Annotated in this window: 20 protein-coding genes; 15 read left to right on the top strand and 5 right to left on the bottom strand. The window is 62.8% G+C overall.

Features of this window, described 5'->3' with window-relative positions:
- Window positions 1-25 precede the first annotated feature (25 nt).
- Window positions 26-2,995: a DUF6600 domain-containing protein gene (locus ACILSO_RS10715; RefSeq protein WP_395737394.1), complete on the top strand. Its 2,970-nt coding sequence runs from the start codon at window positions 26-28 to the stop codon at window positions 2,993-2,995.
- A 367-nt stretch (window positions 2,996-3,362) separates the two neighbouring features.
- A complete protein-coding gene (locus ACILSO_RS10720; protein ID WP_395737395.1) occupies window positions 3,363-4,391 on the top strand; it encodes an alpha/beta fold hydrolase in 1,029 nt (342 codons plus the stop codon).
- On the opposite strand, the gene ACILSO_RS10725 is transcribed toward ACILSO_RS10720, so the two are convergent.
- Both ACILSO_RS10725 and ACILSO_RS10730 read right to left on the bottom strand, forming a co-directional pair.
- Window positions 4,392-5,216: a hypothetical protein gene (locus tag ACILSO_RS10725; RefSeq protein WP_395737396.1), complete on the bottom strand. Its 825-nt coding sequence runs from the start codon at window positions 5,214-5,216 to the stop codon at window positions 4,392-4,394.
- A 306-nt stretch (window positions 5,217-5,522) separates the two neighbouring features.
- Window positions 5,523-7,151 (bottom strand): porin, encoded by a 1,629-nt coding sequence (locus tag ACILSO_RS10730; RefSeq protein WP_395737397.1) that lies wholly within the window; start codon window positions 7,149-7,151, stop codon window positions 5,523-5,525.
- Between the two features lie 278 nt (window positions 7,152-7,429).
- Here ACILSO_RS10730 and ACILSO_RS10735 point away from each other — a divergent pair, with 278 nt between their 5' ends.
- The 13 genes from ACILSO_RS10735 (at window position 7,430) to ACILSO_RS10795 (ending at window position 18,554) form a co-directional block, all read left to right on the top strand.
- Window positions 7,430-8,245 (top strand): PstS family phosphate ABC transporter substrate-binding protein, encoded by an 816-nt coding sequence (locus tag ACILSO_RS10735; RefSeq protein ID WP_395737398.1) that lies wholly within the window; start codon window positions 7,430-7,432, stop codon window positions 8,243-8,245.
- 93 nt (window positions 8,246-8,338) lie between these two features.
- The gene (pstC, locus tag ACILSO_RS10740) at window positions 8,339-10,276 is read left to right on the top strand and encodes a phosphate ABC transporter permease subunit PstC (protein WP_395737399.1); all 1,938 of its coding nucleotides are present in this window, start codon (window positions 8,339-8,341) and stop codon (window positions 10,274-10,276) included.
- Window positions 10,273-11,454 carry a phosphate ABC transporter permease PstA gene (gene pstA, locus ACILSO_RS10745; protein WP_395737400.1) on the top strand — a complete coding sequence of 394 codons (1,182 nt, stop codon included), beginning with the start codon at window positions 10,273-10,275 and terminating at the stop codon, window positions 11,452-11,454. The genes pstC and pstA overlap by 4 nt, the downstream gene beginning before the upstream one ends.
- A gap of 14 nt (window positions 11,455-11,468) precedes the next feature.
- Complete coding sequence (gene pstB, locus ACILSO_RS10750) at window positions 11,469-12,257, top strand: phosphate ABC transporter ATP-binding protein PstB (protein ID WP_395737401.1); 789 nt, start codon at window positions 11,469-11,471, stop codon at window positions 12,255-12,257.
- 8 nt (window positions 12,258-12,265) lie between these two features.
- Entirely contained in the window at window positions 12,266-13,054 is a 789-nt protein-coding gene (pstB, locus tag ACILSO_RS10755) for a phosphate ABC transporter ATP-binding protein PstB (RefSeq protein ID WP_395737402.1), read from the top strand.
- A 5-nt stretch (window positions 13,055-13,059) separates the two neighbouring features.
- Window positions 13,060-13,386 carry a hypothetical protein gene (locus ACILSO_RS10760; RefSeq protein ID WP_395737403.1) on the top strand — a complete coding sequence of 109 codons (327 nt, stop codon included), beginning with the start codon at window positions 13,060-13,062 and terminating at the stop codon, window positions 13,384-13,386.
- 102 nt (window positions 13,387-13,488) lie between these two features.
- Window positions 13,489-14,217 carry a hypothetical protein gene (locus ACILSO_RS10765; RefSeq protein WP_395737404.1) on the top strand — a complete coding sequence of 243 codons (729 nt, stop codon included), beginning with the start codon at window positions 13,489-13,491 and terminating at the stop codon, window positions 14,215-14,217.
- A complete protein-coding gene (locus ACILSO_RS10770) occupies window positions 14,214-14,948 on the top strand; it encodes a type III pantothenate kinase (RefSeq protein ID WP_395737405.1) in 735 nt (244 codons plus the stop codon). The genes ACILSO_RS10765 and ACILSO_RS10770 overlap by 4 nt, the downstream gene beginning before the upstream one ends.
- Window positions 14,949-14,979: 31 nt before the next feature.
- On the top strand, window positions 14,980-15,204 hold the full coding sequence (locus tag ACILSO_RS10775) for a hypothetical protein (RefSeq protein ID WP_395737406.1): 225 nt from the start codon (window positions 14,980-14,982) through the stop codon (window positions 15,202-15,204).
- Complete coding sequence (locus ACILSO_RS10780; protein ID WP_395737407.1) at window positions 15,201-15,614, top strand: putative toxin-antitoxin system toxin component, PIN family; 414 nt, start codon at window positions 15,201-15,203, stop codon at window positions 15,612-15,614. The genes ACILSO_RS10775 and ACILSO_RS10780 overlap by 4 nt, the downstream gene beginning before the upstream one ends.
- 284 nt (window positions 15,615-15,898) lie before the next feature.
- Entirely contained in the window at window positions 15,899-16,837 is a 939-nt protein-coding gene (locus ACILSO_RS10785) for an ROK family protein (protein ID WP_395737408.1), read from the top strand.
- 71 nt (window positions 16,838-16,908) lie between these two features.
- Window positions 16,909-17,403, top strand: coding sequence for a hypothetical protein (locus ACILSO_RS10790; protein WP_395737409.1), 495 nt, complete (start codon window positions 16,909-16,911; stop codon window positions 17,401-17,403).
- Window positions 17,400-18,554, top strand: coding sequence for a hypothetical protein (locus tag ACILSO_RS10795; RefSeq protein WP_395737410.1), 1,155 nt, complete (start codon window positions 17,400-17,402; stop codon window positions 18,552-18,554). The genes ACILSO_RS10790 and ACILSO_RS10795 overlap by 4 nt, the downstream gene beginning before the upstream one ends.
- Window positions 18,555-18,630: 76 nt before the next feature.
- Here ACILSO_RS10795 and ACILSO_RS10800 read toward each other — a convergent pair whose 3' ends face one another.
- The 3 genes from ACILSO_RS10800 to ACILSO_RS10810 are packed head-to-tail and all read right to left on the bottom strand — an operon-like array spanning window position 18,631 to window position 22,527.
- Complete coding sequence (locus ACILSO_RS10800; protein WP_395737411.1) at window positions 18,631-19,815, bottom strand: DUF1080 domain-containing protein; 1,185 nt, start codon at window positions 19,813-19,815, stop codon at window positions 18,631-18,633.
- Window positions 19,816-19,870: 55 nt separating this feature from the next.
- Window positions 19,871-21,217 carry a sulfatase gene (locus tag ACILSO_RS10805; protein ID WP_395737412.1) on the bottom strand — a complete coding sequence of 449 codons (1,347 nt, stop codon included), beginning with the start codon at window positions 21,215-21,217 and terminating at the stop codon, window positions 19,871-19,873.
- Window positions 21,218-21,276: 59 nt separating this feature from the next.
- Window positions 21,277-22,527 carry a hybrid sensor histidine kinase/response regulator gene (locus tag ACILSO_RS10810; protein ID WP_395737413.1) on the bottom strand — a complete coding sequence of 417 codons (1,251 nt, stop codon included), beginning with the start codon at window positions 22,525-22,527 and terminating at the stop codon, window positions 21,277-21,279.
- Window positions 22,528-22,532: the final 5 nt, after the last annotated feature.

Raw genomic sequence — 22,532 nt, forward strand, 5'->3', positions numbered from 1 at the left:
GGAGTCTGAGCAACATCCCACCATCATGAACTCCCCCTTTCGCCCGCTTTTCGCTCTTTCAGCCGTCCTGTCGCTGGCGGGTTGTGACAAAGCCCCGCCTCCCGCCGCAGAAGCGCCTGCCACGCCTGCAGCGGTGGAGCCGGACCCCCAGCTGGCCGAGGCGCGCGATGCGCTTCAGCGTCAGGCGCTGGAGATCGAGACCAAGACGGCCCTGATGGACAAGCAGCTCGCGGAAATGCAGCAGGCGCTCAAGGACCAGGAGAATGCAGAGCTGCGCGGCTCGCTGAACGCGCTGAAGCAGCAGAATGACGAACTGCGGGTGCAGGCGGAAACCGCACGCCAGAAGAGCAATGCCATCACCCAGCGCATCGCCGCCACCCTGCCCCCTCCCAGTGTGGCTCCACAACCGGTGGTGCAGGCGGACTACTCGCTGTTTTATGACCGCCTGGCACCTTATGGCCGCTGGTTTGAGGTGAATGGCTACGGCTACTGCTGGCGTCCCACCATCACCGTGGCGGGCTGGAGGCCTTATGTGGACGGCTGCTGGGTGTGGTCATCGCTGGGCTGGGCGTGGCAGTCCAATGAGCCGTTTGGCTGGGCCACCTACCATTATGGCCGCTGGATCAATCTGGCCCGATATGGCTGGGTGTGGGTGCCGGGCAGCGAGTGGGCGCCGGCCTGGGTGGCATGGCGTCAGAGCCGCGACTGCGTGGGCTGGGCCCCGCTGCCGCCGCAGCCGGGCGTTTGCACCGGCGTCTATCGCGACTGCGATGCTTACTACGGCCTCGGTCCCACCAGCTACGTGTTCATCAACAACACCCAGTTTGTGAGTCCGACCTATGTGAACATCTACGCCCCGGTGACGCAGCAGACGGTGATCTTCCGCCAGAGCGTGAACGTCACGCAGATCGTGCCGCACGCCAGCCCTGGCCACGGGCGCGGTCATGTGTTTGCCCAGCAGGGCGGCCCGCCGCGGGCGCAAATGGAGCAGACATGCGGACTGCCGGTGCCACAGCGGCCGCTGCAGACGGTTCAGGCCGAACAGATGCGCGATCATCACCATTATGAGCAGCACGGACGCCCGGCGCCGAACTCCGGCCTGGCCGTGGTCCAGCTGCCCACCCTGCCTTCCGGTGCGCATATGCGCCGTCCCGAGGTCAAAGAGCACATCCAGCATCCCTCTCCCGTGAACGGATTTGAAGGAGTGCCACAGCAGGTCGCGTCTGAAATTCGGCAAAACATTGCCAGAGAGCGCGAGACTGCCGTGGTGCAGCAGCCTCCGGTGCACCAGCAGCCTCAGCATGGGCACATGCCGCATGAGTCTGGCCGTCGCCCCTCTGGAGCACCCTCTGTCGCCGAGAGGCCGCCGGCGATAACGGCTCCCGCGCAGGAGATGGTGCGGCCTGCCATCGCTGCTGAAAACCCGGCGCCCTCCCAAGGCGCAACACCTTTGGCGGCAGCGCCTGGAGCCTCTGGTTTGGGTGCAGACGCCATGCCCACGCGCCCCGCCATGCCAGGGGCGGGCACCGCACCCGAGCACCATCGGGGCCCGCAGCATGGCCACCCCTCGGTGGCCCCACCCGCCCAGCCACAGACACCTGCCACGCCTGCGGTGGTGGAGGGGAAGCCGGCTGAAGCCCCGGTGGCAGCGGCTCCGGTCATTGCGCCTGGGCAGACGGCCCCCGCCGGCGCCATGACACCTCCGGCCACAGCGCCGCAGGGAGCCACGGACGCCGCAACCGCCCAGCAGCCGTCAACTGTTGAGCAAGCCAATGCTAACGGCAATGCCGCCGCTGAAGCTGAACGGGCACGCATGCGCGCTGCGGGAGAGCAGACTCAGGCGGGAGCCTCCATGCAGCACCGCCACCCGCGGGAGCCGGGAGAGCAGGCCAATGCCACCAGGCGAGCCGAGGAGCAGGCGGTCGCTCCGCAGCAACAGCCGCAGAACGCCCTGGCCGCTCAACAGCAGCAGCAGCGCATGGCAGCTGATCAGGCGGCTGGCGAGACCGAAAAAGCCCGCCAGCAGGCTGAAGCCGGCGCGATGCAGCTACGCCAGCAGCAGGAAGCCCAGGCACGTGCTTTGGCAGAGAAGATGGCTGCCGACCAGGCCTCCGTGACCGCTGAAGCAGAGAAAGCCCGCATGCAGGCCGCGGCCGCGCAACAGCAGCAGCGCATGGCTGCCGACCAGGCGGCTGCCGAGACCGAAAAAGCCCGCCAGCAGGCTGAAGCCGGCGCGATGCAGCTACGCCAGCAGCAGGAAGCCCAGGCCCGGGCTTTGGCAGAGAAGATGGCCGCCGATCAGGCCGCCGTGACCGCTGAAGCGGAGAAAGCCCGCATGCAGGCCGCGGCCGCACAACAGCAGCAGCAGGAGGCCCTGGCCGCCCAGCAGCAGCGGGCGATGGCAGAGCAGGCCGCCGCCGAGGCGGAAAAAAGCCGCCAGATTGCAGAAGCCCTGGCCATGAAACAGCAACAGCAGCAGGAGCAGGCTGCTTCCTTGCAGCGCCAGGCCGAAGAGCAGGCGCGCAGGCAGCAGGAGGCTGAAATGCAGCGCGCGCAGGAGCAGACACGTCGTGCCCAGGAAGAGCAGATGCGCGCCCAGCAGGAGGCCGCGCAACGCGCCGCCCAGGAAATGGCCCAGCGCCAGGCCGAGGAGCAGGCACGCCGTCAGCAGGAAGCTGAAATGCAGCGGGCGCAGGAGCAGGCACGCCGCGCTCAAGAAGAGCAGATGCGCGCGCAGCAAGAAGCAGCGGCCGCGCAACGGGCCGCCATGGAGCAGCAGATGCGCGCCCAGCAGGAGGCAGCCCAACGTGCCGCCCAGGAAATGGCCCAGCGCCAGGCCGAAGAAGCCGCCCGCCGCGCCCAGGAAGAGCAGATGCGTGCGCAGCAGGAGGCGGCCCGCCGTGCTCAGGAGGAAGCCCAGCGCGCCGCTGCCGAAGCCGCTCAACGCGCCGCCGAAGCCGCACGCAATCAGCCCCAGCCAGCGCCGGGTTCGTGATTCCCCAGGAGAGGGACCATCCTGATCCCTCAAGGTTGCGCAATCAGCCGCCATTCCGCGTCGGAGCAGGTTGCTGGGGCATGGAATGAGACACGTCCCTGTTCTCAACGGCTTGCGGTATCATACGAGAAAGAGTTGAAAAGGTGTCGGCACCGCAGAGTCACTCCATGGTGCTGGGAGCGCCGGTTTCTAACCGGCTCCGGTCGAGCGTCCCTGAGTCATGGCAAAGAAACGAAGCCGCGGTGAGAAATGCGGGGCCCGCCGGCATGCGGAGCGGCACCCAGAGCCGGTTAAAAACCGGCGCTCCCAGGGATGATTCTCCGGCGGCACGACAGTTCCTGAGTCAAGTCCAGGTTCCCTTTCGGGCGTGAGCCGGGTCTCGGCGGGAGAGCTTGGTGTGGATCAAGACACAGACGTGATTTCACCAGATGGTGGCGGCACTTCCACGTTGTGCGGCCACCTGCCCGCGTGGTACGGTCTGTTCATGCGCTGGCTCCTCCCTTTTCTCCTGCTCGCCCTTTCCCCGGGCATGCACGCAGAGGAGGTCATCCGCGTCACCTGGAAGACGACGCACGCCGCTGCGCCGGCGCAGTTCACCCCACCGGCCTCGGATGTCCTGCCTGCTTTCCGCATGGCGCTGACAGCGCTCCCCGAATCCGCCATTGTCGCGCTGGCCCTGTCCCAGCCTGCGGTGCTCGGTTTGACGAATGAGCAGGCCGCCACCATGCGCCCGCTGGTGGCGGCGCGGTATGAGCTGATCGCTCAATCTCCGGTGTATTCCGGTGTGGGATCGGCGCTGCCCTACTGCTTTGCCGCGGTGCAGGCGCAGGAAGGCCTGGCGCTCGTGCATGTGCCGGCGGCGGCGAATGCGCAGACGCCCGTGCTGCTGTTTCTGCATGGCTATGGCGGCAGCTTTCTATGGTATCAGCATCTGCTTGCGGAGCAGTTCCCCAAGAGCCTCATCATCTGCCCGGCCTACGGCATCAGCACCTCCACCATCTCCGGCGACTACGTACAAGAGTGTGTGCAAGCCGTGGGAGCGAGGCTCGGGCGGGCGATCTCCAGGCCGTTTCTCATCGGCCTCTCCGCCGGCGGCTCTGGCGCGTGCCACATTTATACGCAGCACCCGGAGCGCTTTGACCGCCTCATCTGCCTCGCGTCGTATCCGTCGGAGAACCTGCTGCTGAAGTTTCCACGCGATTCCAAGCCCGCGTTCATGGCCGGTGGCGAAGAGTTTTTCGTGAAGTCAGGCGACTTCGCCCGGCGCATCGCACGGGTGCGGCAGCAGGCCCCGGCCACGCAGGATTTCACCGTGCCCCAGGCGGACCATTTTTTCCTGCTCTCCCACACATCTCTGACGATGGCCAAGCTGCGCGAGTGGCTGACGCGTCCGTGATCACACCCGCAGCATGTCCTTCACGACCTGCCAGTAGAGGAAAAGGCAGCCGCGCCAGGAGTAGCGGAATTCGCCGTTGCCGGTGGGCTCGATGACGCCGGTGGTGATGTTGTGGTCGATCTGCACACTCATGTCGCGCTCGATGTAGGCGTGCAGGTACTCGGTGTCCTGCAGGGCGAGATCTTCGAGGCGGACGCCTTCCCGCTGCAGAAAGAGCTCGTGGCGGTCCAGCAGGTCGGAGAAGGAGGCGGCGTGCGCGAAGCGGTTCAGGCGCTGCTTGGGGGAGTACTTCATCGTGGCGGCGAAGGGGTAGTTCGTCGTGGTGAAGGTGATGCCGCTGGCGGTGCGGGAGGTGAGGCTGACGTAGGAAAAGCCGAACTCGCCCTGCTGCGCGAGCGCGATGGAGGCCTGGGTGCGCTTTTCCTCGTGGTAAAAGAGGCGCATGAAGTAGTCCGTCTGGCTGAACTGCCAGCCGGTGTCTCCCACTTCCACAAAGCCGTCGTCCTCAGCCTCGCTGCTGAGGTCCGAGAGTTCGGGGAAGACTTCGCGCGAGGGCGGAAAGCGGTGCTTCACCTCGCTCTTGATGGGAAAGCGCAGCCTGCGCACGCGGAAGACGATCTCCATCCACGGCAGCATGAACCAGGCGCCGACAAAAATGGCGCCGCCGATGTGGGAGTCCGTCAGGAAAAAGCCGCTGAGGTAGGACGCGCCCAGCAGGGAGAGCCAGCCGAGCTTCTGAATGAAGCGGTTGTCAAAGGACCGGCAGGCGATGGCAAAGACAATGGCCGCCGCGACATACAGGATCTGCTGGAGGATGGTTTCCATGAGGCCGCCGAATTTGGGGTGAAACGCAGTATAACGGAGGAGGAGGGGGAAAGCAACCGGAGAGGGGAAGGCGGGGAGGGTTGGCGGCGGGTGGCCGGAAGCGGAAAAGGGAGAGTTTACTGTGGCTGAACGGTTGTTGACTGTTGTTGACGGTGGTTGGGCGAAGCAGGAGAGGGGGAAGGGGATCAGGATGATCCCACTCCTGGCTGGGGGATGTCTTCCGTGCGTCTCGGTAAAAACGAAGGAGGCCGGATGCACTCCCGATGCATCCGGCCTCGCACTCAACCTCAACCTAAATGGGGGCGCTTAGAAGTTCACCTGGGCCTGCACGCCTAGGTAGTCGTAGTTCACGTTGCCGTAGGGGGCCACGTTGGTGTTTGCGCGCATGCCGTGCATGAACATGGCGGTGAGCTCAAGCTCTGGGTACGGGATGAAGCGGAAACCGACGCCGACTTCGTTGACCTTGTCGCGCGGGGCATTGGGGGCGAATTTGCGGCCACCATTGTAGGTCTGCCAGCGGACGAAGGGGATGAGCTCGCGCTGATTGGCAAAGACGTGGCGGTAGTTGGCCTGCACATAGCCGCCGCTCAGGCTGGCGGTGCTGATGGTTTTCAGATCGTTGGAGAGCACCGGGCCTTTGCCCCAGTTCCATTCGGTTTCGATGCCGAAAGGCTGCGGAAACAGCACGCCAGAGATGGCGACTCGCGCATCGGTAAAGCCACGGTTTCCGCCGTTGCCATTGACCGGGGTGCCCACGCCAGGGATGGGGGCGGTGGTGGTGTTGAACTTGCCAGCGTAGCCCTGAATGCCGATTTCGAGGAACTGGCCGTTGTCGAATTCAAAGGGATAGGTGGCGCGGGCGATCCAGTGCGGCTGACCGTTGGTGTCCGGGCGGTTGATCCCCTGGCCGGAGTAGGCGCCGAAGGTGAGCATGCCGTAGTCGCCGGAGCCACGCAGGCCCATTTTGACGAGGTTCTTGAAGCGCTCGCGGATCTCATATGGGGCGTACATGTAGTAAACGCCGAAGTCGCGCTCGCCCTCGACGGCGGTGCTGATAGCCTCGGGGCGCTCCAGGGCCAGGCGGTTCTGGGAGGACTGCATGGTGGCGTAGCCGTAGGGCACCTTGGAGAGGCCCATGCGCACGCGGTGCTCGCGGGCGGGGTCCAAGGAGACGTCCGCATAGTAGTCGCGAGCCTGCACACCGCCGTTGCCATTGACGCCGCCAAACAGGTCGGCCTGGAAATAGAGGTAGACGTGATTGGTCAGGTCTCCGCTGAAGGCAAGGCGGCCGCGGCGGACGCCGATGCTGGACTGGTCATTGGCGAAGGGGTCGTTCTGAATGTTCAGCTGGCCGCCGTCCTCGTGAATGACGGAGTCCGCGCGCACCTGCAGGTAGCCTTTCATCTTCAGGCGCTCATACCATTTGTCCGCCAGCAGGCTGTCCAGCTCGGCGGCAGACATGGTGGAGGGGGAGGTATTGTCCGTGATTTTGGAGATGTCCTCGATCTGGCCACGTGTGGTGGAGATGGCGTTTTCCAGGTTGTCCACCTTGTTTTCGGTTTGGGAAAGGCGCTTTTCCAAGACGGGATCTCCGCTCTTATGAGTCAGGGCGCTTTCCAGATGTCCTACTTTGCTCTCCGTCTGGGCCAGGCGCTTTTCCAGGGCGGTGGTGCTGGCGGCAGGGGCGGCACCAGGGGCTGCAGGTGCCGGGGCAGGGGCGGCTGCCAGCGCTTTTTCGCGCTCCTTGTCTTCTTCGCGGGAGGCGGCCACCAGCATGTCATATTCTTCCTGGCTCAGGGTGCCCTTGGCCTTCATGATGAGGAAGAGCTTTTCCATGGCCGGACCGGCGGTGACGGGCAAGGACGGCGGCATGGCGATGGTGACGGCTGCAAAAGCGGTCAGCGCACGGGCGATGCGGGAATGTTGGAGACGCATGTGTGAGGTGGATCGGGTGAGTTGAGAAAAAACTCCCCGGGTTGACAATGCATCTCCCCGGAGAACGAATGTCACATGCCCGTAACCTGAAATGCCTGCCAGATGCTTAATGTGACGCTTTCGTCACGGACGCCGGTTGTTCACATCGCCAGTTCCGTTTGTGAAGAGCGGAAGGCGCTGGGATCTCCAATGTGACGCTTTCGTCACAAAGCGTGTTTTGACCGTTTGCCCCCTTCCTCCAATATCCGCCGCGTCATCCCTATCCATCCAAACCACCCATGAAGATCGCCTTCCTCACCCTTGCCACCACCTTTGCCGCCGCGCTTTCGCTTCAGGCCCAGACCACCCTGCGCATCCGCGGTTCGGACACCCTCGGTGCCAAGCTGGTGCCGCAGCTCGCCGAGTCCTTCAAGAAGCAGGGCGGCAAAGTCAGCTTTGACATCGCCGCGGAAGGCTCCTCCACCGCGTTTACCAATCTCGCCTCCGGCACCGCTGAAGTGGGCATGTCCAGCCGCAAGGTGAAGGCGGACGAGCGCACCCTCTGCCGCAGCAAGGGCGTGACTCTCACGGAATTTGAAGTGGCCTGGGACATGATCTCCGTGGTGGTGAACAAAAACAATCCCGTCTCCGACCTCTCCAAGAAGCAACTGCTGCAGATCTTCGCCGGCGACATCAAGGACTGGAGCGAAGTGGGAGGCACCCCCGGACCCATCTCCGTTTACACCCGCAACACCTCCTCCGGCACGTACAAGGACTTCATCGGCCTGGCCATGAAGGGCCGCGAGTATGGCAAGAACAGCCAGAAAATGGCTGGCAATGAACAGATTGCGGCGGAAGTCGGCTCAAACCCCAACGGCATCGGCTACGTCGGCTACGCCTATTCTGGCGCCAAAGGCATCAAGGTCGTGTCCATCGCCGGGTCCTCCCCCAGCCCGGCTGCCGTGAAGTCCTACCCCCTCTCCCGCCCCACCTACCTGTACACCAGTGGCGAACCCACCGGCACCACCAAGGCCTTCATCGACTTCTGCCTCAGCCCTGCCGGAGATGCCATTGTGAGCAAGGCTGGCTTCGTTCCCCTCAGCATTGCGAAATAACTGTTGATTGACCGACTCCACACTCCGGCGGAAGAGACGTGTCTCGACCGCCGGATTTTGTTTCTAGCTCCGGTGCCACCAGACCCCTGCCGCATGAACAGCTCCCCCACGCCGCCCAGCCGCCCACCGCTGCGCAGCGTGCTGCTCCGAAACCGCAAGCGCACGATCCTGGGGGTCGATCCCCAGGCGCTGATCAAGTACTTCTTCGGCAGCAACGCCAGTGTGGCCATCGTCGTGCTGATCCTCATCATGGTCTTCCTGCTGCGGGAGGGCATCGACTTCCTGCCCACCTACCAGCGCGAACTGCAAACCTACCGCCGCGCCGGACTGGAGTTTTGCGACATCATCGACCAGCCCCTGCAGCGCAATCAGGCGCTTTCCAGCAGGCTGCGCCAGGCCGTCAGCGCCTCTCTGGAAACCCTCTCCAAAACCGCGCGTGACCGCCGTGACGCCGCCTTTCTTCTCAAGCGCCAGGTGGAGGACAAAACCGCCCGCCCGCGTGACACGCTGACGCAGGCCCTGGAGAAAACACCGCCCGCGCCAGACCAGACGGAGGTGCTGCGCAAAGAGCTGGCCGCCGTCTCCGCCAGCGCAGCCGCCTCGCTGAGCTACCCGGATCTCTTCACCCAAGCGGAGCGCGAGCAGCTTCAGCGTGAGTTTTCCACGCTCACTCCCGAAGTCACCGATCTGCCGCCGCTGCTGCAGAAGCTGGTGGCGGACTTCAGCAACAAGGACCGCGAAGCACGCAGCAAGTTTGCCGCTCTGGTGCAGGCCCAGGAGGAGTTTGAAGAAGCCACCGAGCCTCTGCAGGAAGTGGTGGATGAACTCAAGGAAAAGGCCAAGGAGACCAAGGAAAAGGCCGTGGAGTTTGAGGTTTTGGAAACCAACCGCAAGCGCCTGCTCGAAGCCGCCGCGAAGGAGACCGACGCCAAAGAAAAAGCCAGCCTAACCAAGGAAGCCGAGGAATCCGTCTCGGAAGCGGTCAATCTGGAGGACAACATCAAAGAGATCACCTCACGCACCGCGGAGCTGCGCGAGCAGGTGGAGAAATACGCCGTGGTCATCGAGAAAGCCGGCGCCGCACTGCCCAAGGAAGCCGGCACGGAAGCCGCGCTCAAGCTGGTGAACGAAGTGCGCGAGGGCATCCCGGTGCACGCACGTGAAATGCGCGCCGCCGCCGCCACGCTGGAAGGCTGGCGCTGGGACAGGCCCGTCTCCATTTTCAGCGTCATCGGCGCCTTCTTCTTCGGCACGCAGTGGATCACCAACAGCTCCTGGCAGGACTTCTACGGCTTCGTGCCGCTGCTCACCGGCTCCCTGGTCATCGCCGCCATTGCGATCCTGATCGCCACGCCGATCAGCGTGGTGGCCGCGATTTACACCAACCAGTTTGCCAGCGACCGTGAGAAGGAAATCATCAAGCCGGTGATCGAATTCATCCAGGCCATTCCTTCGGTGGTGCTCGGTTTCATCGGCATCTCGCTGGTGGGAAATCTTATCAAGGACGTCAGCGAATGGAGCTGGCTGCAGTGGGTGCCCGGCTTCCCCATTCAGGAGCGGCTTAACATGTTCAATGCCGGCTGCCTGCTCGCCTTCATGGCCGTGCCAACGATGTTCAGCCTCTCCGAAGATGCGCTGAACAACGTGCCGCGTGCCTACATCGATGCCTCCGACGCGCTCGGCGCCACCAAGCTGCAGACCGTCTTCCGCGTCATCGTTCCCGCTGGCATATCCGGCATTCTCTCCGCCATCCTGCTCGGTCTCGGGCGTGTCGTTGGCGAGACGATGGTGGTGCTGCTCGTTGCGGGAAATCGCATTGCCATTCCCGACTTCAGCGCCGGGCCCGGTGTCATCTTCCAGCCGGCGCACACGCTCACCGGCATCATTGCGCAGGAGCTTGGAGAGGTTTCGCGCGGCAGCTCTCACTGGCAGGCGCTGTTCATGGTGGGCATCGTGCTGTTTGCCATCTCCCTTCTCGTCAACTGGTGCGCCCGCGCTGTGGCCCGCCGCTTTGAACCCCACAAGGCATGACCCCTTCTCCCACCAACGACAACCCCTTCGCTGGAGACAACTCAGGCATTCAGAAGCGCGAGACCGCCGCGCGCTGGGGCCTGCGTGTCGGCAGCTACATCGTCGTGCTCATCACCGTGGCGATCATGGCGCATATTTTCGTCAAAGGCGCGCCCGTGACCTTCCAGCCCAAGTGGCCGTTTGTGAACACCAAGTTCCTCACCGAGCTGCCCGCCACGCTGCATGTCATCGAAGACCAGCAGGGCCACCACATTGAGACGGATGTGAACGGATCCGACGCCATCAAGAAGAAGCTGGGCGACAACTTCCGTGCGGAGAAAACCATCTCCTATTCCGGCGGCGGCATTCTGGGGCCGATCGTCGGCACTGCTTTGCTGGTGATCGTCAGCGTGGGCGTGGCGCTCTTCCTCGGCGTCGCCTGCGCCATTTATCTCAGCGAATACGCGAAGCATGGCAAGTTCCTCGAAATGGTGCGGCTGGCCATTTTGAACCTCGCGGGTGTTCCCTCCGTGGTGTTCGGTTTGTTTGGGCTTGGCGCTTTCGTTTTGACCGCGCCCACGTTTGTGGATGTGCCGGCGGAGCGCTCCATTTTGGCCATACCTCTGGGCTTCACCACGCTCAGCTTCCAAGGGTGGGACACCTGCGTGCTCTCCGGCGGTTTCACGCTCGCCTTCGTCATCCTGCCCGTCATTATCACCGCCAGCGAGCAATGCCTGCAGGCGGTGCCGCAGGGCTTCCGTGAGACGAGCATGGCACTTGGTGCCACGCGCTGGCAGACCATCCGCCACAGCGTGCTGCCTTTTGCCACGCCGGGCATTCTGACCTCCAGCATCCTCGGCATCGCTCGTGCGGCGGGAGAAACCGCGCCGATCATGTTCACCGCCGCCCTGGCCTTCAAAGACAAGCTGCCCTGGCAGAAGGACCTGCCGCCGCTGCCGGCGGATGCCTCCATCTTTGCCCACTGGGAGCAGAGCGTGTCGCGGTTCCTTGGCATCTTCACCGAGTCCGTGCAGGCGCTGCCGTACCACATCTACACCCTTGCCGCCAAGATCCCGCAGAACGAGTATGCGGAGCGCGCGCAGTATGGCTCCGTCTTCGTCTTCCTCGTCCTCGTGGCCACCCTGGCCGCCAGCTCCGTGATGCTGCGCAAGCGCTTGCGCGCCAAGTATCGCTGGTAATTGCTTCCTCCTTCATGTCCGCAGAATCCACCGCCAAGACCACTCCGCCGCCTGTTGTCCAGGTGCGTGACATGGACTTTTGCTACGGCACCAGCAAGGCTTTGTACGACATCGATCTGAAGGTGGAGTACCACCGCGTCACCGCTCTCATCGGCCCCTCCGGCTGCGGCAAGAGCACGCTGCTGCGCTGCATCAACCGCATGAACGACCGCGTCACCGGAGCCCGTGTGACCAAGGGCGAAGTGCTCGTCAAAGGCAAAAACATCCACGATGCGGATGTGGACCTCACGCAGCTCCGCAAGCAGGTCGGCATGGTCTTCCAAAAGTCCAATCCCTTCCCCAAGAGCATCTACGAAAACGTCGCCTACGGCCTGCGCATCCATGGCGAGAAAAACAAAAGCGTGCTCGATGAAGCCGTGGAGCGCTCGCTGACGCAAGCCGCCCTTTGGGAGGAGCTGAAGGACCGCCTGCATGCCAATGCGCTGGCGCTTTCCGGCGGTCAGCAGCAGCGCCTCTGCATCGCCCGCGCCATCGCCACCGTGCCTGACGTGCTGCTGATGGACGAGCCCTGCTCCGCGCTGGACCCCATCTCCACGCTCAAGATCGAAGAGCTCATGCATCAGCTCGCCAAGGAGTTCACCGTGGTCATCGTCACCCACAACATGCAGCAGGCCGTGCGCGTCTCCGACTACACCGCCTTCCTGCATCTCGGCAAACTGGTGGAGTTTGCACCCACCGAAGAACTCTTCACCAATCCGCGCGAAAAGCTCACCGAGGCTTATCTGCGCGGCACTTTCAGCTAACGTTTTTCATGGCCGCCGAAACTCCAGCTCCAGCCGACACCGGGCCGCTCATCCAGGTGGAGAAGTTCAACTATGCCTATGGCGACAACCAGGTGCTCTTTGACGTCGATCTGAACATGCGCAGCGACGACGTGACCGCCCTCATCGGCCCCTCCGGCTGCGGCAAGAGCACCCTGCTACGCTCCATCAACCGCATCAATGACCTCGTGGATTCCGCGCGCGTGGTCAGCGGCAAAATCAAGATCGATGGCGTGGATCTCTATGCGCCCGATGTCGATGTGATCAGCCTGCGGCGCAATGTCGGCATGGTGTTCCAGAAGTACAATCCCTTCCCGCGCTCCATCTTTGAAAACGCCGTGTACGGCCTCCGCGTGGCCGGCATCAAAGACCGCCACGATCTCGAAGAAGCCGCCGAGCGCAGCCTGCGCTCCGCCGCGCTGTGGGATGAGGTGAAGGACCGCCTCCACGAGGTCGCGACCGGCCTCTCTGGCGGCCAGCAGCAGCGTCTGTGCATCGCGCGTGCCATCGCCCTGCAGCCGCGTATTCTGCTGATGGACGAGCCCTGCGCCGCGCTTGATCCCATCGCCACCGCACGCATCGAGGAGCTGATTCACCAGCTTCGTGGGCAGTACACCTTCATCATTGTCACGCACAACATGGAGCAGGCCAAGCGCATCGCCGACCGCACCGCCTTCTTCTACAAAGGCCGCCTCGTCGAGGAGGACGAGACGATGAAGATTTTCAACAAGCCCGCGAATGCGCAGACTGAGGCCTACATCACCGGCAGGCTGACGTAAAAACCATGTCCCTGCAAAGCGAGATGGCGGAGGCTGTCCACCAACGCCTCGCTCATGGCGCGGTGTCAGTCGCCGCACTGGTGCGCGAAGTCCGCGAACGTTGGGGACCGGAGCACAGCGTTGGCTCCGTGCATCTCTTTGTGGAGGAAATGCTATACTGCCTGCTGAGAGAGGCCGATGTGGACGTGGCTTGCGCCGCTGCGGGCGGTCTCGTGCCGTGGAAACTGCCGGCGGACGAGGCCTGGGAAAAAATCTCCGAACGCCTTCGGAGGCTGCATGAGTTTCTGGAAGACGATGAATGGTGCTGTCTGCGGAAGAAACTCCTGGGTTGAGCCAGGCTGCCAAATCACCCAAAAGATCTAAAGAACTGGCGGGCGGCTCACGCAGCACCCCAAGGTTGAAGAAATCGTTTCTTGCGCCACTCTGAAGGCGTCATGAACCTCCGTCCCCTCGTCCTGTTGCTTTTCACCGTCAGCGTTGCCAGCGCCGGTGTGGAAGTGGACATCGAAAAATTCGGCGCCAGTCTTGGTGGCTGGACCAAGGAGAAAAAGAAGGCTGCCGAGTACAAATTCTCCGAGGTGGATTACCGCACCTACAAGCCCGAAGTGACCACCGCGCCTGATGGCGGCGTTTTCATCTCCGTGCGTGTGGACCACCTGCGCGGCATGTTTTCGTCTGACGACCACGCCAGTCTGGAGATGAGCTTTGCGCCGGACGGCACTCTGCTTTCCTCCCAGGCCGCCATCTCCATTCAGGCACGCAAGATCAGCAGCGAAATGTTTCGCAGCGGCGGCAGCTCCGCCGCCAAGGCCGCAGGAGATCTCGCGGGTGGCACCGCTGAAAAAGCCGCCAAGCTCGGCAGCAATGTTTTTGCCAGCCTCGCCGGCAAGCTGCTGCGTGAAAACGTCACCGAGCCAGGCCGCATCGCCTATCCCGCCGCCCTGCGCCACAACTACAACCTCCTTTTCCAATGCGTGAAATACGTGAAGGACCCGCCCAAGGCCCTCGTCGTGGAAGGAGATCCTCTCCGCCCCAAGCCGCCGGAGGCCAAGGGTGCTCCTGAAGGCATGCTCGATGTGCATACCTTCGGCGAGCCAGCCAAGGACGAGAAGAAGGAAGAGCACAAAAAAGACGGCGCTCCTGCCGAGCCCGCCAAGCCATGAGCCGGCGTCAGCTCCTCATCGACGTTGGCAACGGGCGCACGAAATTTGGCCTGGCCACACGTGAGACCATTCTCGAACGCCGCGAGCATCCCACGCGCGAGCTTTCGCCCGATGCCGTGCGCGAAGTCACACGCGGCTGGGAATTCGATCATGCCGTCATTTGCAGCGTCGTGCCGAAAGTGGTGCCCGCCTTCCGAGAAGTGTTTGCAGACCGCCTCATCGAGCTGCGTCATGATGCACCGTTGGGTATCGGCATTCGCTACCCCAGGCCCGAAACCATCGGTGCGGACCGCCTGGCCAATGCCGTGGCACTCGCGCACATGCACGGCGCGCCCGGCATCGTGATCGACTTTGGCACCGCCGTGACTTTTGACATCCTCTCCGCCGACCAATGCTACATCGGCGGCGTGATCGCTCCCGGCCTGCGGCTGATGACCGACTACCTCCACGAACGCACCGCCCTGCTGCCCAGCGTGGACCTGCGCGAACCCACCACTGCGATCGGCCAGTCCACCGAAGGCGCCATCCTCGCCGGAGCCGCCATCGGCTATCGCGGCATGGTGAAGGGCATCTTGGAGGCCCTGAAAAAAGAACTCGGCAGCCCCACCGCCCACGTCGTCGCCACCGGCGGAGATGCGGAATGGATCATCTCCGGCATGGGCGAAGCCATCGCCACCGACCCCGATCTGACCCTGCACGGACTGCGGCTGGTGGGGAACCTGCATGGTTGACGCGGGAGGCGCTTCCGCGTACTTTCCCAGCATGCCACTGCCCGCCGATCTGCGTCCGCTTCTGCATGAAGAAGTGGACCGTATGTCTCCAGATGATCTGGAAGTGCTGCATCGTGTGGCTCTGCAACTGGAGCTGGACCGCGTTTCCGCGACCCTGGATTCTTCTTTCGATGAAGATCGCCGTAGGGGAAGGCTGGAGGCGTTGCCGGACATCATTCAGGCCGCACGAGCGGCATTGCGCGTGAAGGGATCATGACCGTTGTCATCGACACGAACGTCATTATTCAGATGTTTGGCTCGCAGTCGCCTTACGACAGACTGAAACAGGCGCTGAGCAATGGCGAAATTCATCTCGTGGTCTCCGCTGCGATCTACCTCGAATACGAAGAGGTGGTCGTTCGTTATGCGGATGCGGCACGGTGGACTCTGGTCGAGCGTTTCCTGCAGCTGATCTCCATGCTGCACGATACGGTGGTCCGTGTGAACCCGTCATTCCGGTTTCGTCTCATCAGCCGGGATCAAGATGATGACGCTTTTGCGGACGCGGCGATCACAGCCGAAGCTGCTTTCATCATCACGCACGACCGTCATTTCAACGATCTTCATGGTTCGGGCTACCGGCCCCGGCCCATCACGCCGGAGGATTTCATCGCCCGGTTCCTCTGACGTTCGACTCGTCCCGGGCGCCTGCATTTGACCCTGCACGGGTAGCGCCTGGTGGCGAACCTGCATTATTGCAGCTCGGCGAGGAAAGGGAGAAAGGCGTCGCCTGGCCACAAAACGAATCTCCTCTCCCCGTCGAGCACTGGATCGTTCTAGGACGATTTCGGGGAGAGGCTGGGTGAGGGGCCGCCCGCTTCATGCTTAGGTACTGCCTTCTCACCGCATTTGACTTGCGCGGGCTGCGTTTAATGGGAATCTCCGCGCCCCGCTTTGAGGCGGAACGCTTTATGGCTGAAACTGATAAAACTTCCATCGGCATCGACTTTGGCGGCACCTCCGTGAAACTCGGTGTGTGCCGTGGCGATGAACTTCTCGTCACGGACGAACCCATCCCCACCACGCAGTTCCACGGGCCTGCGGCACTCATTGGCGAGATGGCCGCGCGCGTTGCCAAGCTGCGGAAGACCTACCCGGCCATCTGTGCCATCGGCGTAGGCGTTCCTGGCCTCGTTGATTTCGACCACGGCTTCGTGCATGAACTCACCAACGTCCCTGGCTGGAAGCATGTGCCTCTGAAGGCCATTCTCGGCGAGAAGACCGGCCTGCCCGTGCTGGTGGAGAACGACGCGAATGCCATGACCTACGCCGAGTTCCGCCATGGTGCGGCACGCGGCCTGAAAAACGTCATCGGCCTCACCATGGGCACCGGCATCGGCGGCGGCCTCGTGCTGGATGGCAAGATGTTCCGCGGCAGCGGTTTCGTTGCTGGAGAGATCGGCCAGATGAGCATTCACTTTGACGGAAAGCCCGGCCACTACGGCAATCTTGGTGCTCTTGAAAAATACACCGGCAACCAGCAGATCGCCGAGCACGCCGTGCTGCGCTATGCGGAGGCAGGCATTGAAAAAGACATCGCCGACTGCACGCCCAAAAAGATCGCCGACGCCGCGCAGGCTGGTGATGACATCGCCCGCCAGATCTGGGGCGAGGTGGCCGACTGGCTCGGCACCGCGATCGCCAGCATCGCCTGGCTGCTGAACCCCGATGCCTTCGTCATCGGCGGCGGCGTGGCCCAGGCCGGAGATCTCATTTTTACTCCGCTCAAGAACAAGGTGCAGAGCATGCTCAGCACTGTGGTCTGGGAGCGTCTGCAGATCCTGCCCGCCCGCTTCAGCAATGAAGCCGGCATCATGGGCAATGCCGCCCTCGCGGCAGATGCGGTGTAACGGGCTGGCAGGCTGCGCCGTCTGAAACAGTAGAATTGACCTCCAGCACACGTTTCTGGTATAAGCATGCCATGAAACGAATCCTTCTCATTGCGGCTTTGGTTCTCCAAAGTGTCAGCGTCTGGTCGCTTCCTCAGGGCGGCGGCTTTTTCAACATCGGGAAAGACGAGGAAGGCACCACGCTCGAGGACTGGTTCCGCGTCGAGTCCCACTGGTCGCCCACAGCTGTGCTTCCGGGCACCTGGGCTGAAGTGCAGGGCAACCCTAATGCCAAGCAAAATGCCGTGGCGGGCAATGTCTTTGGCGTGCCTGCCACGCGTGCGATGGTGGAACGCAATGCACAGGGCGTCATCACGGCGGTTATCGCCGAGTTTGACGCCACCAAGCAGGATGGTGGTGCTGCGGGACTCGCCCGGCGGCTGACCACCAGCATCGGTGTGTATCAGGGCAATACCAGCTGGACCACGCAGTTCAATGACAAGGTCAATGTCGGCAAGGAGCTCATCGTCACGCTGCACCAGCAGGGCAGCCTGGTGAGCGTGCGCCTCACCCGCGTGCATTCATGAACCTGCGCCGGCCGTTGCTCTGCGGGCTGCTGCTTTGCGCCTATGCGCGGGGTGATGAGACATTGCTGGCGAACGCCACGCACTGGCAGGACGGGGAATTTGCCGCACTCTTTCCAGCGCCGACTTCCGAGGCCGCGGGCATCTCCCGCGTGGCTGCCACCAGTCGCTTTGAGCTGCTCGGCACCCAGCCCATGGCGGTGAATGCGCGCTTTGTGAACGGAGCCGTGCATTCGGTCAGCGCGGTCATTTTTGATGCCGGCAGTTTCTTCGGCTATGAGAACTCCAACCTGCCCAAGGGCGAGTCTTTCGATGCGGGCAAACAGCGCTTTGACAAGGAGTTCGGCGAACGCCAGGAGGCCGTGCTCGCCGGTTTGAAAAAACTGGGTGCACGCGCTGGCGAAGAAATCCTGCTGGGAAAACGCAGCGGGATGAACCTGAAGGCACAGCTCTTCAAACTGCCGCAGGGAGCCGCGCGCCTCATCAGCTATGAGCACCAGCTTCTCATGGTCGATTTCTTCCGCAGCGAGGCGGATGCGAAAACGCTCCTCATTCCCGTGACCATCGCGCCTGCCAAGGCACCCACAGGCAGCACCGAGCGCCGCCTGCCCGTGGTGCCCATGGTGCCGCAGGGAAACCGCGGGTACTGCGGCGTGGCTACACTGGCCATGGTGGGCGGCATGCTGGGGCTGCAACCCGGCGCGGAGGAGTATGCCGTGCTCAGCGGCTTCCAGTACGGCATCGAAACGAAGTCCGACATCCGCGAGCTCTTTGGCAACGTGGCGCAGGAGGCTGGCGTGAAGGCACAGCGCTCACCGAAGTTTGATTCCGCCAAAATGAAGCAGAGCATTGACCAGGGCATGCCAGTCGTTGCCTTCCGCTGGTGGTCTGAAGAGCGCGACTACATTCACTCCGCCTACTCAGCCCGCATCGCCCGCGGCGAGAAGGCCGAACTGCCACCCGCCAGCATGGAAGACCACAAATCCTGGCCAAAGAAAAGCCCCTTCACCCACGCCTCCATCATCAACGGCTACCGCGCGGACAAACGCGAAGTCATCTTCACCGAAAGCTGGGGCGAGCAGGCCCGCAACCGCCGCATGCGCGCCGAGGAGATGGAAGGCACCTCCTACTATGCGGTGTATTTTGGCAGGTAAAAAAGAAGCCCTGTTCCCGCGAAACAGGAACAGGGCTGCATGAGGTGTGACTTCGTGAGGTGCGCGGCTACGAAAACTATTTTTTCTTCGGCTGCGGCTTGGGCTCCCAGTCTTCCACCTTGATGATGGCTTCGAGGTCCTTCTTGGCGGAGATGTCCTCAGGCAGGATCTTGAACTTGGTCAGGTAGCGCAGCGCCTTCGTGACCTGCATGATCGGGTCTTTCTTGGTCGCAATCTTGTCGGCAGGCACCTCTTTGATCATGCCGACGAAATCGCCCAGAGCAGCGAGAGCGGTTTTACGAGCTTCAGCATTGTCTGCGTAGCAGAGGGACTCAAAGAGGTGCAGCATCTTCTCGTTGCCTTCCATCTTGGCGGCGGCTTCGCGGATGTTCTTGGCGATCTCCGCGCGCTTGGCGGCCGTGGCCTCCTCCGTCATGTGGCTGGCTTCACCGCCGTCGATGGCGCGCTTGGGCAGCGGACGGTACCAGATGTTGCGGTAGCGCACGGGGTTGCCGTGATCCTGCAGCTTGAGCGGGCCTTTGTCAGGGAAGGCGCGCGGAGAGGAGCGCCGCATGTGGCCGCCACCGCCCTCCAGCGGCGTGTGGTCCTGCGTCAGAACGCCATTCACAAACACGGTGATGTAGCCGGGGTCCAGCTCCTTGCCGTCTTTGAAGATCGGGCGGCGGAAAACGATGTCGTACACCTGCCACTCGCCAGGAGCGCGCAGCGGATTGGCCATCGGCGGATTGATGCCGTAGATGGAGGAGGCCATGCCATCGGGGTAGCTGGGGTTGTTGTAATTGTCGAGCACCTGCACCTCCACCTGGCCCATGAGGAAGACGCCGCTGTTGCCGCGGCCCTGGCTGTTGCCCTCCACTTTGGAAGGAGCGCTCCATTCGATGTGGAGCTGGCAGTCGGAGAACTCTTCTTTCGTGCGCACATAGCCGCTGCCCGGCACACACTGCAGCACGCCGTCCTTCACTTCCCACTTCGTCGGCTGCGCAGGGGTTTTGTCGGCCTGCCATTTTTCGATTTCCTCAGCTTTGCCGCTGAAAAGAATGACGGCATCCGATGGCGGCGTGCCCGGCTTTTCCTGAGAGCTGAAAGTGCCCGGCTCCACGCGCACCGGCTGCGGCCGGTTCATGTCGTGAATGGCCCATGGGTGCGTCTTGTCCGGCGGATCGCCGTAGAATGCGCCATCAGCGAGAGCAGCAGTGGTGAGCAGGGAAAGACCGAGAGTGTGAAGCGTGGTGCGTTTCATGGTGGGAGGAGAGAGGTAGATGGGAAGACGCGGGGAGCAATGGGGATTCGTGAGCTCACTTCACCCAGATCTCCCGCTCGGTGGCATCGATCTCGGCTTCCCAGGCTTTGAGTTTGGCTTTGAGGTCGGCGAGGATGTCGGGGTGCTGGAAGCCGAGGTCAGTGCGTTCGCTGATGTCGTCGTCGAGGTTGAAGAGGAGGTCCATGGTGTTGCCGTCGTTGAGGTATTTCCAGGGGCCTTGGCGGATGGCGTGCTGCTTGCGGTTGGAGCGGTCGATGCGCCAGTAGAAGGTGCGTTCGACGGGCTTGGAATCTCCGGTGATGAGGGGCAGTAAGTTGATGCCGTCCAATGGTTTAGGTGCAGGCTCGGTTACTCCGGCGGCGGCGAGGAAGGTGGCGTGGAGGTCCATGGTGATGGCCATTTGGGAGGTGACTTTTCCCTTCGGCAGTTTGCCGGGCCAGCGCATGAGGCAGGGGACGCGGATGCCGCCTTCCCACAGGGTGGCCTTGTGGTGGAAGAGGGGGAGATTGCGGCTGAAACGCTCGCCGCCGTTGTCGCTGGAGAAGACAACGAGGGTGTTTTTGGTGATGAGTTGTGTGTCTAATTCGGCAAGAATCATGCCCACGCCCTTGTCCATGCGCTCCACCATGGCCTTGTAGATGGCGCGGCTGCCTTTGAGCATGCTCTCTTTGGTCACCATGGGCGTTTCGGGCGCATCAGGTGCCTCGAAGGGTGAATGGACGGCCAGATGCGGCACATAGAGGAAAAAGGGTCCGGATTTGTGCTCGCGGATGAATTTGACGGCGCGGTCGTTGATGAGGTCGGTGAAGTAGCCTTCGCGCTTCACGGGTTCCATGCCATCACGCAGGGCGTAGGTGCCGTCGTAGTAGGTGTGCTTGTAGTAGTCGGCGTGTCCGAGGAGCTCGCCGAAGTATTCGTCAAAGCCGCGCTTGGTGGGATTGTACTCGTCTTTGAATCCGAGGTGCCATTTGCCGAAGGCGCCGGTGGCGTAGTTGGCGGTTTTGAGGCGCTGGGCGATGGTGGTCTCTCCGAGCGGCAGGCCGAGGCCGTGGATGTCTGGCTCGGGGACCCACTCGCCTTTCACGCGGCGGAACTGCTCCACCTGATAACCGAAGGCGAACTCGATGCCGCAGCGCTGCTGCCAGCGGCCGGTCATGAATCCGGTGCGCGTGGGGGTGCAGACGGGGGCGTTGGCGTAGAAGTCGGTGAACTTCACGCCTTCGGCGGCGAGGCGGTCAATGTTTGGCGTGGCGATGTCCGTGCAGCCCATGCAGCCGAGATCGCCATAGCCGAAGTCGTCCGCGAGGATGAAGACGATGTTGGGCGGCTGCGCGGCGAGGAGGGCGGGGCAGAGGAGGAGCAAAAAGAAGAAGGTGCGCATGGCCGTCATTAAACGACGGCGGCATGCGCACCTTCCAGCAGTGAGTTTCTTTTGAAGGATCAGCCGTTTGGCAGCAGGCGCTCCCAGAGGATGTCGTTCATGAGGACATTGGTGATGAACTCACGGCTGCTCTCAGCAGGTTTGACCGGAGCCGGGGCGGCCGCCGGGACCACGATGTCCAGGATGAGGCCCTTGGCGGTGCGCTGTGAGGTGATGCGACCGCCATGGTGATAAGCCAGGAAGAAGGTGCCCATGAGGGTGAGTCCGGGGCCGTCCGAGTTCGAATCATCCGCGGTGAAGAAGGGGTCAAACACGGAGCGCATGATTTTGGAGGAGAGGCCGGGACCGTCATCCGTCAGGGTGAGGTGCAGGGCGCCGGCATCCGCCGCTTCGGTGGCGGTCTTGGCTGTGAGCGTGACGTGCGTGCCGGAGGAGAGCAGAGCCAGCTCGGTCTGGAGCAGCAGGTGCACCATCTTCTCGAACGCCGGACGGCTGACCTGAAGCGCGGGGAGAGCGCCTGCGGCCTCGAACTTGAGCTCGACGCCCTTGGCGGTGAAGGCCGAGCGCTGCTGATCGATCACCGACGAAAGCACATTGGAGGCATCGATTTTCTGCTCAGCGCCGGGAGCGGACTGCAGCTCGCCGAGAAGATCGCCGATGCGGCCGGCCTGACGCACCACGTGGGCGTGGAAGTCTCTCCAGAAATTGGCCTGACGCATGCGGTCGAGGTCAAAGTTCTGCTGGCCGAGCCTGCCGGGAGTGATGTCCAGGAAGGCGTGCACGGCGCGCAGCGGCTGCTGCAGGTGCTGATTCAAGCCGGCGGCGATGACGCCCAGACCCATGACGCGGTCGGTGATGAGCATGTTCTGCAGCACGGAGAGCTTCTCGCGCAGCAGTTCGTCACGCTCCTGCTGGAGAATGTAGAACTCCATGGCGCGGTGCAGCGTGTTGCGCACATCGTCCATCTGGATGGGCTTGGAGATGTAGCGGAAGATGTTGCCCAGGTTCACGGCCTCCACGGTGACGTCGTAGTCCGCGTAGGCGGTGACCATCATGCGCACAAGACGGGGGCGGAGCTGGCGGGCGCGCTCAAGGAGCTGCACACCTTTTTCTCCGGGCATGCGCTGGTCAGAGAGCAGGACGCCAATGTCTTCTCCATGCTGCTCGATGAGCTTCAGGCCGTCCGCGGCGTTGTTGGCGGTGAGGATGCGGAACTCATCGCTGAAGGTCTTTTCGAAATATTTCAGGGCCTTCTCTTCGTCGTCGACATAGAGCACGGCATAGCGTTTGAGGTCGTATTGGTTTTGCATATGGA

This window comes from Prosthecobacter sp., from assembly GCF_044226605.1.
Classification (GTDB): Bacteria; Verrucomicrobiota; Verrucomicrobiia; order Verrucomicrobiales; family Verrucomicrobiaceae; genus Prosthecobacter.

What these genes read in the sequence shown, in the direction of transcription:
- ACILSO_RS10715 (WP_395737394.1), top strand. Translation starts at nt 26, where the DNA reads ATGAACTCCCCCTTTCGCCCGCTTTTCGCTCTTTCAGCCGTCCTGTCG.
- ACILSO_RS10725 (WP_395737396.1), bottom strand. Translation starts at nt 5,216, where the DNA reads ATGGAAACCATCCTCCAGCAGATCCTGTATGTCGCGGCGGCCATTGTC.
- ACILSO_RS10730 (WP_395737397.1), bottom strand. Translation starts at nt 7,151, where the DNA reads ATGCGTCTCCAACATTCCCGCATCGCCCGTGCGCTGACCGCTTTTGCA.
- ACILSO_RS10735 (WP_395737398.1), top strand. Translation starts at nt 7,430, where the DNA reads ATGAAGATCGCCTTCCTCACCCTTGCCACCACCTTTGCCGCCGCGCTT.
- pstC (WP_395737399.1), top strand. Translation starts at nt 8,339, where the DNA reads ATGAACAGCTCCCCCACGCCGCCCAGCCGCCCACCGCTGCGCAGCGTG.
- pstA (WP_395737400.1), top strand. Translation starts at nt 10,273, where the DNA reads ATGACCCCTTCTCCCACCAACGACAACCCCTTCGCTGGAGACAACTCA.
- pstB (WP_395737401.1), top strand. Translation starts at nt 11,469, where the DNA reads ATGTCCGCAGAATCCACCGCCAAGACCACTCCGCCGCCTGTTGTCCAG.
- pstB (WP_395737402.1), top strand. Translation starts at nt 12,266, where the DNA reads ATGGCCGCCGAAACTCCAGCTCCAGCCGACACCGGGCCGCTCATCCAG.
- ACILSO_RS10760 (WP_395737403.1), top strand. Translation starts at nt 13,060, where the DNA reads ATGTCCCTGCAAAGCGAGATGGCGGAGGCTGTCCACCAACGCCTCGCT.
- ACILSO_RS10765 (WP_395737404.1), top strand. Translation starts at nt 13,489, where the DNA reads ATGAACCTCCGTCCCCTCGTCCTGTTGCTTTTCACCGTCAGCGTTGCC.
- ACILSO_RS10770 (WP_395737405.1), top strand. Translation starts at nt 14,214, where the DNA reads ATGAGCCGGCGTCAGCTCCTCATCGACGTTGGCAACGGGCGCACGAAA.
- ACILSO_RS10775 (WP_395737406.1), top strand. Translation starts at nt 14,980, where the DNA reads ATGCCACTGCCCGCCGATCTGCGTCCGCTTCTGCATGAAGAAGTGGAC.
- ACILSO_RS10780 (WP_395737407.1), top strand. Translation starts at nt 15,201, where the DNA reads ATGACCGTTGTCATCGACACGAACGTCATTATTCAGATGTTTGGCTCG.
- ACILSO_RS10785 (WP_395737408.1), top strand. Translation starts at nt 15,899, where the DNA reads ATGGCTGAAACTGATAAAACTTCCATCGGCATCGACTTTGGCGGCACC.
- ACILSO_RS10790 (WP_395737409.1), top strand. Translation starts at nt 16,909, where the DNA reads ATGAAACGAATCCTTCTCATTGCGGCTTTGGTTCTCCAAAGTGTCAGC.
- ACILSO_RS10795 (WP_395737410.1), top strand. Translation starts at nt 17,400, where the DNA reads ATGAACCTGCGCCGGCCGTTGCTCTGCGGGCTGCTGCTTTGCGCCTAT.
- ACILSO_RS10800 (WP_395737411.1), bottom strand. Translation starts at nt 19,815, where the DNA reads ATGAAACGCACCACGCTTCACACTCTCGGTCTTTCCCTGCTCACCACT.
- ACILSO_RS10805 (WP_395737412.1), bottom strand. Translation starts at nt 21,217, where the DNA reads ATGCGCACCTTCTTCTTTTTGCTCCTCCTCTGCCCCGCCCTCCTCGCC.
- ACILSO_RS10810 (WP_395737413.1), bottom strand. Translation starts at nt 22,527, where the DNA reads ATGCAAAACCAATACGACCTCAAACGCTATGCCGTGCTCTATGTCGAC.